The organism is Streptomyces sp. NPDC001787, from assembly GCF_040297465.1.
Lineage (GTDB): Bacteria > Actinomycetota > Actinomycetes > Streptomycetales > Streptomycetaceae > Streptomyces.
Map to the genome: position 1 here is coordinate 96,785 of NZ_JBEOZE010000014.1, position 18,009 is coordinate 114,793.

At 72.0% G+C, this 18,009-nt stretch carries 19 protein-coding genes; 10 read left to right on the top strand and 9 right to left on the bottom strand.

Annotated elements, in window-relative coordinates:
• The first annotated feature begins 11 nt into the window (after window positions 1-11).
• Entirely contained in the window at window positions 12-467 is a 456-nt protein-coding gene (locus ABT170_RS20390) for a hypothetical protein (RefSeq protein WP_351869193.1), read from the top strand.
• A 304-nt stretch (window positions 468-771) separates the two neighbouring features.
• Here the strand turns inward: ABT170_RS20390 and ABT170_RS20395 are convergent, their stop codons facing one another.
• Window positions 772-1,857: a methyltransferase gene (locus ABT170_RS20395; RefSeq protein ID WP_329941521.1), complete on the bottom strand. Its 1,086-nt coding sequence runs from the start codon at window positions 1,855-1,857 to the stop codon at window positions 772-774.
• Window positions 1,858-2,173: 316 nt separating this feature from the next.
• Between ABT170_RS20395 and ABT170_RS20400 the strand changes: the two genes are divergently transcribed.
• The 4 genes from ABT170_RS20400 to ABT170_RS20415 all read left to right on the top strand — a co-directional run bounded on the left by ABT170_RS20400 (window position 2,174) and on the right by ABT170_RS20415 (window position 5,931).
• On the top strand, window positions 2,174-3,403 hold the full coding sequence (locus ABT170_RS20400; RefSeq protein ID WP_329941522.1) for a cytochrome P450: 1,230 nt from the start codon (window positions 2,174-2,176) through the stop codon (window positions 3,401-3,403).
• A 193-nt stretch (window positions 3,404-3,596) separates the two neighbouring features.
• The gene (locus ABT170_RS20405) at window positions 3,597-4,184 is read left to right on the top strand and encodes an isochorismatase family protein (RefSeq protein ID WP_329941523.1); all 588 of its coding nucleotides are present in this window, start codon (window positions 3,597-3,599) and stop codon (window positions 4,182-4,184) included.
• A gap of 308 nt (window positions 4,185-4,492) precedes the next feature.
• Window positions 4,493-5,413 (top strand): 4Fe-4S domain-containing protein, encoded by a 921-nt coding sequence (locus ABT170_RS20410; RefSeq protein ID WP_329941524.1) that lies wholly within the window; start codon window positions 4,493-4,495, stop codon window positions 5,411-5,413.
• 242 nt (window positions 5,414-5,655) lie between these two features.
• Window positions 5,656-5,931 (top strand): hypothetical protein, encoded by a 276-nt coding sequence (locus ABT170_RS20415; protein WP_329941525.1) that lies wholly within the window; start codon window positions 5,656-5,658, stop codon window positions 5,929-5,931.
• Between the two features lie 117 nt (window positions 5,932-6,048).
• On the opposite strand, the gene cynS is transcribed toward ABT170_RS20415, so the two are convergent.
• On the bottom strand, window positions 6,049-6,519 hold the full coding sequence (gene cynS, locus ABT170_RS20420) for a cyanase (protein WP_351869199.1): 471 nt from the start codon (window positions 6,517-6,519) through the stop codon (window positions 6,049-6,051).
• A gap of 65 nt (window positions 6,520-6,584) precedes the next feature.
• Complete coding sequence (locus ABT170_RS20425) at window positions 6,585-7,190, bottom strand: carbonic anhydrase (RefSeq protein WP_329941527.1); 606 nt, start codon at window positions 7,188-7,190, stop codon at window positions 6,585-6,587.
• Window positions 7,191-7,313: 123 nt separating this feature from the next.
• Between ABT170_RS20425 and cynR the strand changes: the two genes are divergently transcribed.
• A complete protein-coding gene (cynR, locus tag ABT170_RS20430; protein ID WP_351869202.1) occupies window positions 7,314-8,222 on the top strand; it encodes a transcriptional regulator CynR in 909 nt (302 codons plus the stop codon).
• 74 nt (window positions 8,223-8,296) lie between these two features.
• Here the strand turns inward: cynR and ABT170_RS20435 are convergent, their stop codons facing one another.
• The 5 genes from ABT170_RS20435 to ABT170_RS20455 all read right to left on the bottom strand — a co-directional run bounded on the left by ABT170_RS20435 (window position 8,297) and on the right by ABT170_RS20455 (window position 13,204).
• Window positions 8,297-9,604, bottom strand: coding sequence for a helix-turn-helix domain-containing protein (locus tag ABT170_RS20435; RefSeq protein ID WP_351869204.1), 1,308 nt, complete (start codon window positions 9,602-9,604; stop codon window positions 8,297-8,299).
• A gap of 6 nt (window positions 9,605-9,610) precedes the next feature.
• Window positions 9,611-9,841, bottom strand: coding sequence for a hypothetical protein (locus ABT170_RS20440; RefSeq protein WP_329941530.1), 231 nt, complete (start codon window positions 9,839-9,841; stop codon window positions 9,611-9,613).
• A 632-nt stretch (window positions 9,842-10,473) separates the two neighbouring features.
• Window positions 10,474-10,971 (bottom strand): hypothetical protein, encoded by a 498-nt coding sequence (locus ABT170_RS20445; RefSeq protein ID WP_351869207.1) that lies wholly within the window; start codon window positions 10,969-10,971, stop codon window positions 10,474-10,476.
• Window positions 10,968-12,479, bottom strand: coding sequence for an ATP-binding protein (locus ABT170_RS20450; protein WP_351869210.1), 1,512 nt, complete (start codon window positions 12,477-12,479; stop codon window positions 10,968-10,970). The genes ABT170_RS20445 and ABT170_RS20450 overlap by 4 nt, the downstream gene beginning before the upstream one ends.
• A complete protein-coding gene (locus ABT170_RS20455; RefSeq protein WP_329941533.1) occupies window positions 12,476-13,204 on the bottom strand; it encodes a response regulator transcription factor in 729 nt (242 codons plus the stop codon). The genes ABT170_RS20450 and ABT170_RS20455 overlap by 4 nt, the downstream gene beginning before the upstream one ends.
• A gap of 146 nt (window positions 13,205-13,350) precedes the next feature.
• On the opposite strand from ABT170_RS20455, the gene ABT170_RS20460 reads away from it, so the two are divergent.
• From ABT170_RS20460 to ABT170_RS20475, 4 genes are read left to right on the top strand one after another with little or no spacing between them, the layout of a single operon-like run.
• The gene (locus ABT170_RS20460; RefSeq protein ID WP_329941534.1) at window positions 13,351-13,992 is read left to right on the top strand and encodes a hypothetical protein; all 642 of its coding nucleotides are present in this window, start codon (window positions 13,351-13,353) and stop codon (window positions 13,990-13,992) included.
• Window positions 13,989-15,065 (top strand): peptidoglycan-binding protein, encoded by a 1,077-nt coding sequence (locus ABT170_RS20465; RefSeq protein WP_351869213.1) that lies wholly within the window; start codon window positions 13,989-13,991, stop codon window positions 15,063-15,065. The genes ABT170_RS20460 and ABT170_RS20465 overlap by 4 nt, the downstream gene beginning before the upstream one ends.
• Entirely contained in the window at window positions 15,062-15,775 is a 714-nt protein-coding gene (locus ABT170_RS20470; RefSeq protein WP_351869216.1) for an ABC transporter ATP-binding protein, read from the top strand. Before ABT170_RS20465 ends, ABT170_RS20470 begins: the two co-directional genes overlap by 4 nt.
• Window positions 15,772-16,965, top strand: a complete 1,194-nt coding sequence (locus ABT170_RS20475; RefSeq protein ID WP_329941537.1) for an ABC transporter permease — start codon at window positions 15,772-15,774, stop codon at window positions 16,963-16,965. The genes ABT170_RS20470 and ABT170_RS20475 overlap by 4 nt, the downstream gene beginning before the upstream one ends.
• 115 nt (window positions 16,966-17,080) lie before the next feature.
• Here ABT170_RS20475 and ABT170_RS20480 read toward each other — a convergent pair whose 3' ends face one another.
• Entirely contained in the window at window positions 17,081-17,896 is an 816-nt protein-coding gene (locus tag ABT170_RS20480) for an SAM-dependent methyltransferase (RefSeq protein ID WP_329941538.1), read from the bottom strand.
• Window positions 17,897-18,009: the final 113 nt, after the last annotated feature.

The window sequence follows — 18,009 nt, forward strand, 5'->3', positions numbered from 1 at the left end:
CGGTCGGTGGGATGGGACAAGGTCCTGACTGGTTCTGGGACGTCCTGGACGCGACCAGGCCACGCCTGTCCGCCCTGGAGGCATGGCTGCAGGCACAGCCACGACGGATTCTTGAGGAGTTCGCGCTGGCCTACCTGGATGCGGCGGAGTCACTGACCGACTTCTCGGAAGGCGTACGCGTCGACGGAGCGGACTGGTCCGAGGACAGCACCGAGGATCTGTGCCTGTGGGTGGTCGGCCAGGGCCACAGGTTCTGGTACGCGGTGATCACCGGTGAGTGGGAACTGGCAGAGGCCGCGCAGGTATACCTGGGACGCCCATCGCCGCTCAGCGGCGAGGTGATCCGGTGGGATCAAGTGGTCTCGGACCCGGAACACCGGGGTTATCAGTCCCCGGACGCCATCGTCCACGGCGTCTGCCGGACACGTTTTGCCGAGGACCTGCACGAACGGCTCTCGGGCGGATGACCTGGCGTCCATTCGCTCTCCGGACGACGCGGCGAAGCTCCTGGTGGATCAGTGGTCGCCGAGCCCAGCCGCCCACCGGGAGCCCACGCGCGGGATGCGGGAAAGAGGGGTGAGCGGCCGCGAGCGCCCCGCCCGCGAATCCACGCCCTACGGGCGCGACTCCCGAGCACACCAGATCAGCAGGCAGAGCCCCGAGCAGGGCGGCGTCCCGGACCATGTCCGGCACGCCGCCCGCGTCCTGTCCGATGTCCGTGACGCCCGCGGTCCCTTCGCCGCTGCCCGCGGCCCCGCGCCGATGGCCGGCTCAGCCGGGACATCCGCTCTCGAAGGCGTGGTGCCCGTCGGACAGACGCGTGACGGAGAGCGGTTCGAGGCCGGCGGCGGTGTGCAGCCGCCAGACGTCGTCGGCGGTCCGGAACCCGCGGACCTCCTTTCCGCCGAGCACCATCTGGTAGAGGGCATGGGCTCCGTCCGACTCCCGGTCGAGCAGGGGCTCCAGCACGATCAGCCTGGGCGGCGGTCCTGTGCGGGCCATGGTGCGCGCGGTGCGGGTCATGGCCCGCCGTACCGCGGTGAGGATGCGTGTTCCCTGCTCGGGAGACCAGTCGTGCAGCACGTTCTTGAGCAGGTAGAGCCCGCCGCCCTCGGGTACTTCCTCGAAGATGTCCGCCGGCTGGAAGCGGATCCGGTCGGCGAGCGCACGGTCCGTGGCCTTCGCCATGCGGGCCGCCGCCCGGGCGCAGACGCCCGGCCGGTCGACACAGGTCCCTTCGAGGCCCGGGTCGCGGGCCAGGAGCGACAGGAGCAGTGTGCCGTTCCCGCCGCCGACGTCGATCAGCCGTCCCGGTGAGGAGAAGGAGAAATGCTCGGCGAACGCCGCGGCCGTCGGCTGCGCCAGCTCCGCCATCGCGGCGTCGAAGACCTGCTCCCTCTCCGGTGTCCTGCCCAGGTACGGGTACAGCGGCATGCCGAAGACCTCCTCGAACCCGGAGCGCCCGGTCATGACCGTGCCGAGCAGCCCGGCGAAGGCGTCGTCGTAGGTCTCGGCCAGCAGGATGCAGTGGTGACGCAGGGACCGGGGATGGTCGCCGCGCAGAGCCGCGTGGCTCTCCGCGAGCCGGAACCGCCCGTCCCCCTCGCGCACGAAGACTCCGCGCATGGCCAGGGCCTGAAGGAGACGAAGCATCACCTCCGGGTCACTGCCGGTCCGTCCCGCGATGTCGTCGGACGTCATGGCGGCGCCGTCGAGGATGTCCGCGATCCGCAGCCTGGCCGCCACGGCCAGTGCGCGCGAGAAACACCCTCCTGCGGCGATTTCCAGGAGCCCCCCGACTCCCTCCGGGGCGCCTCCCTCTGCGGCTTCCCCCTGACGGCGTGCGTCCGTGTCCACGGCCGGCCCTCCTTCCGCTCTTCCTCCCGCCCGGCGGCCTCGGCCGTGCGGTACCCGGAACAACGACGCGGCGGGACGACCAGAACGGCTCCGGCCCCCGCATGTCCGGCGCACACAGGAGCGCCGTGTACCCCGTATGCGTGAACCTGCGCGGTCGGGGTCGGTACGGGCCCCCCGGCGCGGCAGGCTGGCAGTCAGGTTCTGCTCAGGCCGTCGGCACGTCGGCCGGGCACGCCGCGCCCGCACGAGGCGGCGCCGAGCGCCGGCCCGTACGCGACCACCTCGCCGCGCACGGGCCGAAGAGGTGAGGAACAACGTGACAGCCACCGCCGGATCGTCCCCCACGGCCTTCCCGACCCCGAGCTACCCGATGGAACGCACCTGCCCCTACGCCATGCCCGCCGGATACGGGCCGCTGCGCGAGCACCGTCCGCTGTCCCGTGTGTCCCTGTACGACGGACGAAGTGTCTGGCTCGTCTCCGGAAGCGACGTGGGACGGGAGCTGATCCGCGACCCGCGGATCTCCTGCGACACGGCGCATCCCTCGTTCCCCAGCCTGACCGAGAGCATGGCCTCCCGGCAGATGCCCGGCCTCCCGCTGATCGGCGTGGACGACCCCCTCCACGCCCGCCAGCGCAGGTGGGTCTCGTCCGCCTTCGGCATCCGCCGGATCGCCGCCCTGCGCCCGGCCATCGAGCGGAGCGCCGAACGGCTGGTCGACGCCATGCTCGCCGCGGGCGACCGGGCGGATCTGGTCCGCGCCTACGCGATGCCCCTGGCCTCCGACACGACGTTCGCCCTGCTGGGGATGCCGCACCGGGACCGCCCGCGCGTCGACACGCTGATCACACGACTCCTCGCGCCGTCCGACGAGGAGGACGGCTGCACCCCGGAGGAGTTGCTCGCCCAGCTCCTGGACTACCTCAAGGGCCTGCTCACGGACCGGCAACGGGCCCCCGGCGGCGACCTGATCGACGACCTCGTCGCCGCCCACCGCCCCATGACCCGGCAGGACCTGGACACACTGGCGATGACCTGCGTCGTTCTGATGTCCGGAGGGAACGAAACCACCTCCACCACCCTCTCCACCGCCGTCCTCGCCCTGCTCGACCACCCCGCCCAGCTCGACCGGCTGCGCCGGGACCCCTCGCTGATGCCCGGCGCCGTCGAGGAACTGCTGCGGATCAGCTCCGTCACGGACGCGCTCCCCCGTGTGGCGGTCGAGGACATCGACATCGCCGGGCACACCATCGGGGCGGGCGACGGCGTCCTCTTCTCGACCATGCTGATGAACCGGGACCCGGACATCTGGGACAGCCCCGACGCGTTCGACATCGACCGCAGGGTCGGCCGTCATGTCGCCTTCGGCTACGGCATCCACCAATGCGTCGGCCAGAACCTGGCCCGTGCCGAAATGGACATCGCCCTCACCACCCTCCTGCGCCGCATCCCGACGATCCGCCTGGACGTCCCCTCGCAGGAGGTCCGCAGCGTCACGGTCCACGTCCAGCTCGGCGGCGTGGCCGAACTGCCGGTCACCTGGTGACCGGGACGGCATGAGCGCCGGTACCGGCGCCGGCCGTCCAAGCCCCTTCGGGGGCACGACCACTGACGGTTCATCATGTGCCGGCCGCTCCGGGCGGGCGGATCGGTCGGGTGAATGACGGGCAGCCGTGTGCCCACCGGGGGCGGAGGGGGGACGCATGGAGCGACCGGTTCCCGAGAGGAAAGGCCGTGGCATGAGCCGTGCGCTGATTGTGGTGGATGTGCAGAAGGACTTCTGTGAGGGCGGGAGTGTGCCGGTGAGGGGCGGCGCGGAGAGGGCCGGGGCCATCGCTGAACTCGTCCGGCGTACGGCGGGCAGCCAGTACGCGAGTGTGGTCGCGACCCGCGATCACCACGTCGACCCGGGCGGCCACTTCTCCGACCATCCGGATTTCCGGGACTCGTTCCCCGAGCACTGTGTGGCCGGCAGTGAGGGGAGCGAATTCCATCCCGGGTTCGCCCCCGCCTCCGAGGCCGTCGACGAGGTCTTCTACAAGGGGGCCCACTCCGCCTCGAAGAGCGGCTTCGAAGGTTCGGCCGAAGACGGCACCTCGCTGGCCGACTGGCTCAAGGCCCGGGACATCACCGCTGTCGACATCGTCGGCATCGCCACCGACCACTGCGTCAAGGCCACCGCGCTGGACGCCGTACGGGCCGGATTCGCCGCACACGTCCTGCTCGACTACACGGCGGGCGTCGCCGCAGACACCACGCACCGCGCCCTCGGCGAACTGCGCGAGGCAGGTGTCTCGCTGACCGGCGAGCCGGTCGTCCTCGCCTGACGAATCCGCGGACGGACGCGGTGGCGGACCGCGTTGATCCTCCGGTCGGGCAGTGCCTGACGGTCGTCCCGGGCCCGGGGAGGGTGGAGCATCAGGTCCCCTCGGCGGTCCGTACTGCGACCTGTGGCGCAGCCGTACCCGGACATCCGGACATGCGCGGGAACACCTTCCGGGCAGGGCCGGGGCTTACGTTCCGAGAGGCGTGGTCGTCACCGAAATCAAGAGCCGGCTCCCCTTCCTCTTACGGCGGCCGCCGGGATACCTCTTGGTCGCAGGACCCGTACACACCGCGAGGAGTGAAGGAAGCCATGGATCACGCCCACATTGCCCACCCAGCAGCAGCCGGAGCGGCGGAGGAGACCGGAGGCTGGTACGTGGACGATCGCTGCACGAACTGCGATGTCGCCCGGCAGTACGCACCGGACCTGATCCGTGAGGTCGACGGACGGTCCGAGATCTACCGTCAGCCACGGAGCGAGGAGGAGACCGGCCGCTTACTCGCCGCCGCGTTCGCCTGCCACACCCGTTCCATCCGGCACACCTCCCAGCGGCTCGACCCCGCGCTGGACCCCTTCCCGTTGCCGCTCGACGACACGGTCCTCCTGTGCGGGCAGAACTCGACGCACACCGCGGGGGCCAACTCCTACCTCGTCCGGCGCCCTTCCGGTACGGCGATGCTCGTGGACACACCTCGCTGGAGCCCGTCGCTGGCCGCCCGGTACGACACCATCGCCGAGGTGACCGACGTCCTGCTGACCCATCGGGACCACGCCGCGCACGGCCGCCGGTACGCGGACCACTTCGGCGCCCGGCTGTGGATCCACGAGGGCGACCTCGACGCCGCGCCGGACGCCGACCGGATCATCCGGGGCACCGGCACCGTCGAGATCGCCGAGGGAATGCTCGCGCACCCGCTGCCCGGTCACACCGAGGGCAGCGTGCTCTACGTCGCGGACGAGACGTACTGCTTCAGCGGCGACAGCTTCTACTGGTCCCGTACGACAGGTGACATCGAAGTGGCGGAGAGCGTCACCTGGTACTCCATCCGGGAGCTGGCCGCCTCGCTGGCGCGAACCGCGGACGGCCTCCGCTTCGAGTGGCTGCTGCCGGGGCACGGAGACCGCAAGAGGCTCCCGGCCGCGGACATGGCGGAGCGCATGCGCCGGCTGACGGCACGTACCCAGGAACTGACCCCCCGGCCCGTGGACTTCACCGCGCTGCGCTGGTGACCGACAGCGGCCGGGCAGCGTGTGCACCCCCGGAGGGCGCGCCGCGGTCCGCCACGCATGTCACGGACGGCCCCACGAGCGTCCCGGGCGCATCGGTCTCCACCCGCCTCACCTCCCTCGCACTGCCGCGGGGGACCGGGCCGTCCCCACGGGCCCGGTGACAGGAGCTCCGCTTCGCTCCGCCGGATCGCGCCGGGGCACCCCGCATCCGCCGGGGGACGCCGCTGCATAGGGTGGAGGGTGTGACGTGGAGCGAGGAGGAGTACGCCGCGTACCTGCACGATGAACGGAGACGCTATGCCTGGGTGATGAGGCGGTACGGGAACATGTCCCCGGACGGGTCCCGGGCGGCGGCCGAGGAGCGGTACGCGTACGAGCCGGCCGACGCCCCGTTCCGGGGGCTGGTCTTCCATGACGAGGCGTGGCACTGGGCGATGCTGGCCCTCCACGGGGAGCGGTACTGGACGGACCGGCCCGAGCTCGCCGACGCTCCGCCGGAGTACGACGCCCTCGGCTGAGCACGAGCGGGTACGCCGACGGCGGCGCTGCCCCGTGCCGTGCCGGCCGATCCGGAGGTGCTGCACGTCGGCGCGGGCGGCGGCGGGGCGCAGATGCGGCCGCCGCCCGCCCGGCGGTCAGAACGGCCTGGTCGGCAGGTACTTGCCGTCCAGAGTGATCACCGCGCGCTCGCCGCCTTCGGGGTCGGCGACCTTCTTCACGTCCAGCTTGAAGTTGATCGCGCTGATGATGCCGTCGCCGAACTGTTCATGGACGAGGGCCTTGAGAGTGGTGCCGTAGACCTGGAGCATCTCGTAGAAGCGGTAGATGGTCGGGTCGGTGGGAATGCCGCCGGGGAGGGAACCGCGGGTCGGGATGGTCTGCAGCAGCGTCACCGCGTCCGCGTCCAGGTCCAGCAGCTCCCCGACCGCCTGCGCGGACCGCTCCGGCAGGGCGTGCTGCCCCAGTACGGCGGCGGTGGTGAACGCCGGTGACAGACCGGCGGCGTCCGCGATCTGCTGCCAGGTGAGGTCCTTGCGGGTCTTGGCGGCGACCGCGGCGGCGGCCAGAGCCTGGCGGGCGGCCGGGTCGAACTGGGCGTGCGTCATGGGGAATTCCTTCTGTGTGAGCCGGTCGCCGGGATGGCGGCCGGTGGCGGTTCCCGCGGAACGGGTCAGGCCGCGACCATCGTGTCGTCGACCGTTTCGACGGTGCCGGTGGCGATGTCGAAGACCCAGCCGCGCAGGGTGATGGTGCCCTCGGCCAGGGCCCGGGTCACCGAGGGGTGGGTGGCCAGATTCCGCAGCTGGGTGGCGACGTTCGCCCGTACCAGCGCGGCGACTGCGGCCCGGTCCGGCGCGCCGGACGCGGGGACCGCGGCGGCACGGGCCAGCGCGGCGTCCGCGTGGCGCAGCCAGCCGGCGATGGCCGGGGCGCCACTCAGATCGTGGCCCTCGGCCAGGGCGGTCATCGCCCCGCAGGCGGAATGCCCGCACACGACGATGTCGCTCACGCCCAGAACGGCGACGGCGTATTCGATGCTCGCGGTGACGCCGTCCGCTCCCGGGCCGTACGCGGGGACCAGGTTGCCGGCGGTGCGGATCACGAACAGTTCACCCGGCTCGCTCTGCGTGATCATCTCCGGGACGACCCGGGCATCGGAACAGCCGATGAACAGCGTCTTCGGCCGGTGCGTGGTGGCGAGACGCGAGAAGAGCCTCTTCCTGGCCGGATAGACGTCCCTGCGGAACCGGGTATGGCCGTCACGAAGATCGTGCATGGACACTCCCTCTCATGAGTTTCTGCCCTGCGGGCTGACAGGGACAACCGTGCACGACCAGCGTCTATAGCGTCCAATATCCGCTATGCATGAGATCTATCGACTGCATCTATAGTGAGATTCATGGGCCCTGAACTACGCCATGTCCGCTATCTGCTCGCCGTGGCCGAGCACGGCACGTTCACACGCGCCGCAGAGGCACTGCACATCTCCCAGCCGACCCTGTCCCAGCAGATCAAGCAGCTGGAACGAGCCGTCGGCGCCTTGCTGCTCGACCGCGGCGGACGCGGCGTCCGGCTGACGGACGCCGGTGAGGCGTACGTGTACTACGCCCGGCGCGCCCTCACGGAGCTGGCCGCCGCAGACCGCGCCGTACTCGATGTGGCGGACCTGTCCCGGGGCCATCTGCGGCTGGCGATGACGCCCACCTTCACGGCCTACCTCGTCGGACCCCTCACACGGGAACTCCACAGCCGGCATCCCGGGGTCACCCTGCAGGTGCACGAGATGCCCCAGGACCGGATCGAGACCAGTCTGCTGGCCGACGAGACCGACCTCGGCATCGCCTTCGCGGCGGCCCACCTTCCCGGAGTCACCGCGACGGCGCTGTTCACCGAGACACTCAGCCTCGTCACCACGGCGGCCGGGCCCGGCCCCGGGGAGCGGCAGCCCATGCCGGTGGCCGATCTGGCACAGCAGAGCCTCGCCCTGCTCAGCCCGGACTTCGCCACCCGCCGTCACATCGACCGCTACTTCGCCGAGCATCACCTCAGCCCGCCCGTGACCGTCGAGGCCAACACCATCCAGGCCCTCACCGAGATCGTCCGACGCACGCCGGACCTGGCCACGGTGCTGCCCGAGGCCATCACCCACGACCATCCGCACCTGAGGCCCGTCCGCCTCGATCCGCCGCTGCCCACCCGTACCGTCACCCTGCTGCACAGGGAGAGCGCCTACCGGAGCGCCGTCGCACGCGCCTTCGTCCGGCTGGCGCGCGAGGTCGTCCGTGAACGCGGGTACGCCCCCGTCTGAGGGCTCCGGCCGTAGTCGCGGTGGTCCGCCGACCGCGTCCGGCCCCCTCCGTGCGGGGTGGCCGCCGGGCCCCGTCACTGATCGGATGCGGGAGGCGTGCGCAGCACGACGGGCGGGATGGGGCGGCTGCCGGGGATGTTGATGCGGATACGGGTGGTGAGCCGGGTCCCGGTGGGAGCCGGCGCGGGCGGCGGCGTCCGGTCCGGCGTCCGGTCCGGGCTCTGGCAGGCGGGACACGGACAGTACTGGTACGGGCGGCCCGGACCCGCGGGCGGGCGGAACCAGTCCGGCGGTCGGGGCGGGCCCGCCTGTGGCGGGTCGTCGAGCGTTGTCATCGCGTCCGCGTTCTGCGGCGGAGCGGGCTCCGGATCGGCCGGACGGGGCCAGGCCTGCTGAGGCACCCGGCGCGGAAGCGGCTCACGGGGAGACGCGGCGGGGATCCGCAGGACCAGTGTCGGGGTGTCCGGGGCGTGGGGCGCGGAGGGTTCGGGGGCCCGCGCGGGCGCGCAGTCGGCACAGAGCGCGGCGGTCCACCCGCGCGCGTCGTTGTAGCCGAAGGACGGCCGGCGGCACCGGGGACAGGCGAGCTCTCCCCGGCGCTGCGCCTGGTCGACGAGGAGTTCACGGGTCATCCGGGCCGACTTCTGTCCGGCGCCGTTGCTCTGGTGGGGGATGTTCACCAGAAGCTTGAGGCCGGGCTTCCTGCGTGCCGAGGACTCCAGGTCGCTCATGAGCAGTTGGAGGTCCCGCGGTGTGATGCGGTCGTGCGTGACGAGACGGTCCTTGCGCCGGTGGCGGGCACGTGTGCTGCTGCGGTCCGCGTCCGCACGGTCCCAGGCCTTCCCCCACTCCGCGAGGTCGGCCCTGCGGACCCCGCACGCCTCGGCGAACGCGAGGACGAAGTCACGGCCGGGCGTCGAACGGCCCTTGAGGACCCGGCCGGCCGTACTGCGCGGCAGCCGTCCCACACTGCCCAGGCGGGGGTCCAGACTCCGCAGCGGAGGGCTTCCGTCGTCCTGGTAGAGGTCGACGATGGCGGAGTGCAGGTCGGCGAAGTCCTTGACCACGCTGATGTGCGCCCCGCCGCGGTGTCCGGTGAGGACGCCCTGGGCGCGGACCTCGTCGCGGCGGGCGTGCTTCCACAGGCGCTCGGCCTCCTTCGTGCTGCGGCCGCAGGCCCGGGCGTAGGAGGTGACCACGTCCGGGTTCTGCGGCACGCTGCATCCGGAGGCGGCGCGCGCGAGGGTGTCGGCGCTGAAGTCCGTACGAGCGGCGAGCTGGTGATAGGTCAGCCCGGCCTCGTCACGGCCGGCGCGCAGCCAGGTCGCCAGTGCGAACAGGGACTTGCCGCACTGGGCGATCGGGTTCTCACGGCGCCCCATGGACGGTCAGGCCTCCGCCGGTCCCGGATCGGTCGCCCCGATCCGCAGCCGGCGCAGCAGCCGGACGCCCAGGGCCGCCGCCTCGACGATCAGCACGGTCGCGCTGATGGCCGGGAGCCCGGCGGCGGCCAGAACGGTGGCGGCGACGACGATGACGATCAGGACGACGACCTCGGGGACGGTGAGAGGGCGGGGCGGCACGGCGTCGGACGTGCCGCAGAGAAGGGCGCTGTTCATGGTGGTTCTCCAGACGAATGTGTACTGCGGGCGAACAGAGGGGTTGCGCAAGGCGGTTGCCGCCGCCTGTGTACGTAGTGATGTTGCAGCATTCCCGGCGGCCGGACTAACCCCTTCGGCGCCGATTCCGCGTCCGTGTCCCTGCTCCGGTCCGGCCCGGCCACCGGCATTCACGGGACTTCCTGCCTGGTCGGGGCGGTGATGATGAACGCGATTCCGCAGATCCGTCCCACCTTTGCGCAGCTCCTTTCGGGGAGGTACGCGGATAGCCGCGGCGGTGTCCCGCCCGCTGTCGCCCCTTCCGGCCATGGCCGGAAGCGTTCCGCCCCAGCTCATGGGCCCGTCAGGGTCCCGATTCCCGCGGTCCTGTCCCCGTGTTGACCTGGCGGCGCGGATACCCGATCTTTGACGGTGCGCCCGCGGTGGGCAGGTTTCCGCCGCGGGGCTCTCCGATGTACTGCGGGCAATCCAGTTCCGGAGACGGGGCGGACTCGTTGCCGCGAGTCCCTCCACAAGTCCCGGCACCGCGATGGCGGTGCCGGGACGAGGGAGAACGCAGAAGGACCCCTGCCCGGTGACGGCGCTGCGCGGACCCCGGTGCGCCCGGGGGACGGCCAAGGAGGCTTTCCGCCTCAGCCGTCGAGGAACTCCCCGCATCGGAAGGGGCCCAGCGCGGCGCCTTCGGACGGCCGCAGGGTGACTTCCACGTCATCGGCCCTGACCTTCGGTTCCAGCACGGACTGGGCGCGCGCCAGCGTGCACACCAACTGCCCCGTGCCCTGGTCGTGCCCCGTCGCCGCATAGGGCTCCTCCAGGCGCACCGTGACGCGGGTGCCCGATCCCCGCACCGAATAGCCGCCGAGGTCCTGGACGAGAGAGGTGAGTCCGTCACGCTGTTCGGAGGGCGACGGCCCAGCCGAGAGCAGTTTCATCACCGTGTCGAGGTTCTCGATCTCCCTGTCGAGCAGCGGAACTCCGCGCAGCCCGCCGTCGGACGCGAAATAGAGCCGCGCCCCGCGCGTCGGACCGGACGCCGGCTCGCCCGCGTCGATCACTCCGGTCGGCTGGACGCCGCAGCCCAGCAGGGCGAGCCCCAGCGCGACGACCACGGCACCCTGCCGCACCTTCACTCCGTTTCCTCTCCGGTACGCCGCAGAGGCAGCCGCAGTGTGAACACCGCGCCGCCCCGCGGTCCGTCGGCCACATCGATCGTGCCGCCGTGCAGCCGCGCGTTCTCCAGCGCGATCGCCGTACCGAGGCCGCTGCCCTGTCCGCCGTCGTCGTCGCACGCGCCTCGCGTACGGGCCGTGTCCGCCTTGTAGAAACGGTCGAAGACCTGCTCCCGGGCCGCCGACGGCAGCCCGGGGCCGTGGTCCGCGACCTCCAGCGTCACCCACTCCCCGTCCGGCTCGCGGGCTGTCCCCAGGGTCACGGTGACCGGCGGAGCGCCGTGCCGCAACGCGTTGCCCACCAGATTGGCCACGATCACGTCGATACGGCGCCGGTCGACGACCGCGCGGAGGTCCTCGTCGAGGTGCGTGCGCACCCGGTCCGTCCAGCCGCGCAGCGCCAGCGACGCCCGTACGGTGTCGGCGAGGCCGGTCTCGGCCGCGTTCAGCCGGACCGCCTTGGCGTCGAAGCGGGAGATCTCCATCAGATCGTCGACCAGCCGGGACAGCCGTGCCGTCTCCGCGCCGACGGTACGGGCGGCCCGCGCCGCGTCCGGCGGCAGCTGGTCGGCGTCCTCCTCCAGGACGGTCGCCACCATCGTCATCGCGGCGAGGGGCGTGCGCAGTTCGTGCGACACGTCCGCCACGAAGCGGCGTGCCTTCGCCTCCTGCGCGCGCAGCTCCGCGTCGGAGGCCTGGAGCGCGTCGGCGGTCTCGTTGAACGTCGTCGCCAGGTCGGCGAGTTCGTCGTGTCCGGTGACCGCGACCCGGCTGCCGAGATCCCCGGCCGCGAGTTCGCGGGTGGCCCGGCCCAGCTTCCGTACCGGACGCAGGACCGTCCGCGCGGCCAGCAGCGCGAGGACGGCGGCCAGCAGCACCACCGGCACGATGCCCGCCCGCACGGAGTCGAGCAGGGCCGCGGTGTCGTCGCGCTCGGCCCGCAGATCGGCGATCATGAAGACCTCCAGGCCGGAGGCGCGGCGGTCCCCGTCGGCGTACATCACGGGCGTGCCGACGGCCAGATAGGGCTCGCCCCGCCACATCACCCGCTGGAACCGTGCCCCGTTCCCGCTGCGCACGGTGTCGCGCAGCCCGGTGGTGATCCGGTCCTCCGTCTCGGCGAGAGTGTCGGAGACCCCGGTGAGTCCCCGGTAGCGGGCGACCACGATGTTCCCGCCGACCCCCTCCGACACCTTCGCCGCGAACCGGGACAGCGACTGCTGGTCGGGGGGTATGTCGAACTGGGCGGCCACCGTGCCGACCCGCTCCCGGAAGTCGTTCACCGCCGTGTTCTGGGCGCGCTGGAGGACGGCGGTGCGGGCGTCCCGGTAGGCGAGGGCGGTCGCGGTCACCGCGCTGATCAGGGCGACGACGACGAAGGCGATGACGAGCCGGACGCGCAGCCCGCCGACGAGCCGGCGCGAGCGCCTCCGCGGGGCGCCGCCCCCGCCGCTTCCCGGACGGTTCACAGCGGTCCGAAGCGGTAGCCGAAGCCCCGCACGGTCTGGACGTACCGCGGCTTCGCCGGCACGTCCTCCAGCTTGGCCCGCAGCCGGCCGACCGCCGCGTCCACCAGCCGGGAGTCGCCCAGGAAGTTGTGGTCCCAGACGGATTCGAGGAGCTGCTCGCGGCTGAGCACCCGGCCGGGGGAGGCCGACAGCTCCAGCAGCAGCCGCAGCTCGGTGGGCGGCAGCGGAACCGGTGCGCCGTTCTTGGTGACGGTCAGCCCGGCGCGGTCGATGTGCAGGCCCCCGAGGACGGGACCGCCGTCCGCCCGCCCCGAGGCGGACGTGGGGCCGGACGCCGCAGGGGACGGCGACGGCTCCGCGCGGCGCAGGGCGGCCCGGATGCGCGCCTCCAGGACGGGCGCGGTGACCGGCTTGACGACATAGTCGTCGGCGCCCGCCTCCAGGCCGGTCACGATGTCGGAGTCGTCGCCGCGCGCGGTCAGCATGATGACCGGCAGGGTCGCCGAGCGGGCGCGGATGCGGCGGCACACCTCGAAGCCGTCCATACCGGGCAGCATCAGGTCCAGTACGGCCAGCTCGACCCGTGCGCCCCCCTCCCCGGCCAGCAGGGCGAGGGCCTGCTCACCGGTGGCGGCGGTGTCCACGCCGTACCCGTGCCGGCGCAGCACGAGTTCCATTCCGTCCCTCACGGACGCGTCGTCCTCGATCAGAAGCACATGCGGCATGGGGCCGATTATGGGCGCGGCGGAACCGTTCCGCCTACTCCGTACAGGGGTGGAAGCGCAGGTCGGAGGCATTGTTACGTTCCCATCACCTCGTCATGCACGGGCCATCATCTGCGGCCGTGAACGTGAGGTCCATGAGTTTCCCCATGACGAACCCCCGGACCACCACCCGGCTCCGCCTGGCCGCCCTCGTGGCCCTGCCCGTACTCGCCTTCTCCGTCGCCTGCGGCGGCGGTGACGACAGCGCCGGCGGTACGAAGAAGGACGAAGCGATCGCGGACGTACCGGACGCGCCGGCGGCGGGCGCCGCGGAGGGCGACAAGAAGCCGAGCACCCCGCCCGCGGGCAAGAGCGCGTTCTACGACGCCCAGATGAAGTACGTCCAGTGCATGCGCGCCAAGGGCGGTTACCCCGACTTCCCCGACCCCAGGCTCAGCGGCCACCTCGACTGGGCGAAGGTCAACGAGATCGGCTCCCAGCCCGGCCGCAACGAGGGCATCAAGGGCGGCAAGAACGGCGTCTGCGTCCCCGAACTGCAGGTCGCCATGACAGCGACGCCCGAGGTCGACCAGCAGAAGGCGTACGAGTCGATGCTCGCGCACGCCAAATGCATGCGGGACAACGGCATCTCCAAGTTCACCAACCCGACGATGAGCGCCGGGAACGCCCAGCCGGGCGGTCAGCCGAACCCGATGTCCCGGGCCTACGACGAGAACTCGCCCGCGTACAAGCAGGCCCGCAAGGCGTGCGAGTCGAAGCTGCTCGAAGGCCTGGACGGCATGCAGTGAGGCGCCGCACCGCATTCCTCACCCTCGGCGCGGCGGCCGTCGCGGCGGCCGTCACCGGGGGAGTCCTGCTCCCCGGTGACGACGGCGGCGCGGGCGCCTCCGGGCGCGACGGTGGCCTGCCGCCCGCCACCGCCACCGTCGTACGCACCGACCTCGTGCTGTCCAAGACGGTCGACGGCGAACTCGACTTCGCCCAGCGCCGCCCCGTCAGATCCGCCGTGGAGGGCACCGTCACGGTGGCCGCCTCCGAAGGGCGGACGGTGACCATGGGGCAGACGCTCTACGAGCTGAACGACAAGCCCGTCACCCTTCTCTACGGGCCGGTCCCGATGTTCCGCGAGATGAAGAAGGGCGACCGGGGCAGCGACGTGCTCCAGCTGGAACGCAATCTGCGCGACCTGGGGTTCGGAGCGAAGCTGTACGTCGACCCGTGGTACGACAAGGACACCGAGGCCGCCGTGAAGGAGTGGCAGAAGACCCTGAACCGCGACACCACCGGCAGGGTCGGCATGGGCGACGTCGTGTTCCAGCCCGACCGGGTCAAGGTCGCCGACGCGGACGCCGCGCTCGCCGACCGGGTCGGGCCGAGCGACACCGTCCTGACGGTCGCCTCCACCAAGCCCGTCGTACGGGCACAACTGGATCAGACCGACGGCGCGCTCGCCTCCGGCGGCACCAAGGTCGAGGTCACCCTGCCGAGCGGGAGGACCGTGGCCGGCAAGGTCGTCGGGACGGTGCGCCCCGAGGACGCCGCCGGCGGGGGCGAGGCCGCGGCGGAGGGCATCACCGTCGAGGTCGTCCTCGACGGCGGGGCGGGAGCCGTCTCCGGCGAGGACGCCGAGGCGCCGGCGAGCGTGAAGTTCGTCAGCGAGGCACGCCGGGGAGTCCTCGCGGTCCCCGTCGAGGCGGTCGTCGCCCTGCGCGGCGAGAAGGGCGGCTACGGCCTCCAGATCGTCCGGGGCACCACCTCGAAGACGGTACGGGTGGAAGCGGGCATGACCGCCGACGGGCAGATCGAGGTCAGCGGTCCGGACGTCCGCGAGGGACTCAAGGTCGGAGTGGCGAAGTCATGACGCCCGCCCCCGTGATCGAACTGCGGGACGCCACCAAGTCCTACCCCGGTGGCGTCCACGCCCTGCGCCGGGTGAACCTCACGGTCGAGGAGGGCGAACTCGTCGCCGTCGTCGGCCCGTCGGGCTCCGGCAAGTCCACGATGCTCAACGTCATGGGCACCCTCGACAAACCCACCACGGGCACCGTCCGGGTCGCCGGGTACGACGTGTCCGAACTCTCCGACTCCCGGCTCTCCGCACTGCGCGCCCGCCACATCGGCTTCGTGTTCCAGCACTTCCACCTGGCGGCGGGGCGCGACGCGGTGGACAACGTCGCGGACGGACTGCTGTACGCGGGGGTACCGCTCAAGGAGCGGCGTACGCGGGCGCGGGAGGCACTCGCCCAGGTACGGCTCGACCACCGCTACGCGCACACGCCCAACGAGCTGTCCGGCGGCGAGAAGCAGCGTGTGGCCATCGCCCGCGCCCTGGTGGGCGACCCCCGGCTGCTGCTGGCGGACGAACCGACCGGGGCGCTGGACACCGCGTCCGGTGAGATCGTCATGGAGCTTCTGCACGAGCTGAACGCGTCCGGCACGACCATCTGTGTGATCACCCACGACAACGAGATCGCGGACTCGCTTCCGCGCCGGGTCCGCTTCAAGGACGGCGAGATCGTCTCGGACTCGTGTCCCGCCCCCCGCGCCGGAACGGAAGAGGCGGTTTCATGAAGCACGCCCTGAGGCCCTCCCGCCTCTCCCCGCGCGACATCCTCCGCGTCGGTGCGGTCGGCCTGCGCGCCCGCCGCGCCCGTGTGGTGCTCTCGGCGCTCGGCATCGCCATCGGCATCGCGACCATGGTCGCGGTCGTCGGCCTGTCCGAGTCGAGCCGTTCGGACCTGATGGCCCGGCTCGACCGCCTCGGCACCAACCTCCTCACCGCCGAGGCGGGCGAGGACGCCCTGGGGGGAGAGGTCGAACTCCCCAGGAACGCGGTGGCGATGGTCGAGCGCATCGGCCCGGTGCGGCACGCCACGGCCACCGCCGAGGTCGACGCGCGCATCCGCCGCAGCGACCTCGTCCCCGAGGAACGCACCGCCGGAGTCACCACCCAGGCGGCCCGCACCGACCTGCTGTCCACGCTCGGCGGAGAGGTCGGCAAGGGCACCTGGCTGGATACCGTCGGCGAACGCCTCCCGATGACGGTCCTCGGGGCGGTGGCCGCGGAGCGCCTGGGTATCACCCGCACCGGCGAGACGATCATGATGAACGACATCCGGGTGGTCGTCGTCGGCATCCTCGAACCGATCGAACTGGTCCCCACCCTGGACCGGGTGGCCCTGGTCGGATTCCCCGCGGCCGAGCGCTACTTCGGCTTCGACGGACTCCCCACGACCATCTTCGAACGCTCCACGGACGCCTCGGTGGAGGACGTACGGGCGGTCCTGGCCCGCACCATCAGTCCCGGCAACGAGTCGGCCATCAGGGTCTCCCGGCCTTCGGACGCGCTGGCCGCCAAGGCAGCCACGGACGAGGGCCTGACCAACCTGATGCTCGGCCTCGGCGCGGTGGCCCTGCTGGTCGGTGGTGTGGGCGTGGCCAACACCATGGTCATCTCCGTTCTGGAGCGCCGTCAGGAGATCGGCCTGAGACGTTCGCTGGGAGCGACACGCAACGCGATCCGGCTCCAGTTCCTGACGGAGTCGCTGCTGCTGTCGGCACTGGGCGGGGCGGCCGGCGCGCTGCTGGGAGCGGCGGCGACGTACGGCTTCGCGAGGGTCCAGGGGTGGACCGCGGTGGTCCCGCCCTGGTCCCTGGCGGGCGGGCTGGCCGCCACGCTCCTGATCGGTGTGGTCGCGGGCCTCTATCCGGCGATCCGCGCCTCCCGTCTGCACCCGACGGTGGCTCTGAACGCGGCCTGATCGAGGACGGCCGACGCCGCCCGGCCGATGCCACCCGGCCGATACCGGACGGTGGACGCGGACGGCGGGGGCCGGGCGGCGCCGGCCGGACATCCCGGGCCGCCCCGGGTCCGGGTCAGGGCTTGCGGGCGAGACCGCCGTGCTCGCCGATGGGTTCCGGGGCGGCGGAAGCGGGCTCCGGACGCCAGAGGGGAACGGAGACGACGCCGGGCTCCAGCAGTTCCAGACCGTCGAAGAACGCCGCGATCCTGTCGACGGGACGCAGGAAGTACGGCACGGCACCGGTCTCGTTGTAGGCGTCCTGGGCCGCCTCGTAGGCGGCGTCGGTGCCCCGTGAACCGTCATTGACGGAGAGATAACTGCCCGGCGGCAGTCCGTTCATCAAGCGGGTGACGATGGAGCGGGCCTGCTCGTAGTCCGCGACGTGGCCGAGGATGTTGCTGAGGATCAGGGCGGTGGGCCGGCCGAGGTCCAGGGTCCGGGCGGCGGCCGCGAGGATGCGATCGGGGTCGGCCAGGTCGGCGTCGACGTACGCCGTCGCCCCCTCGGGGGTGGAGGTGAGCAGGGCGCGGGCGTGCGCGAGGACCATGGGATCGTGGTCGACGTAGACGATCCGGCTCTCGGGGGCGAGCCGCTGGGCGACCTCGTGGGTGTTGTCCACCGTCGGCAGGCCGGTCCCGACGTCCAGGAACTGCCGGATGCCCGCCTCCTGAACCAGGTACGTGATGTTGCGGCGCAGGAAGGCACGGCTGCTGCGGGCGACGGTGACGATGCCGGGGAAGGCGGAGCTGTACGCGTCGCCGGCCTCCTCGTCGACGGGGTAGTGGTCCTTTCCGCCCAGCCAGTAGTTCCAGATGCGGGCCGAGTGCGGCACCGATGTGTCGATCTTCTGATGCACCGCCGGTCCGGGTGTCATCTCATGGTCAGTCATGGGTACTGTCCGGCCTTCCACCACTGCGGGAGTGTTCCACGTCCCGCCCACGTTCCGTCAGTCGCGGCCCGTACAACGGCCCGACCCGCCCCGGGCCGTGCGGATCGCGTCCT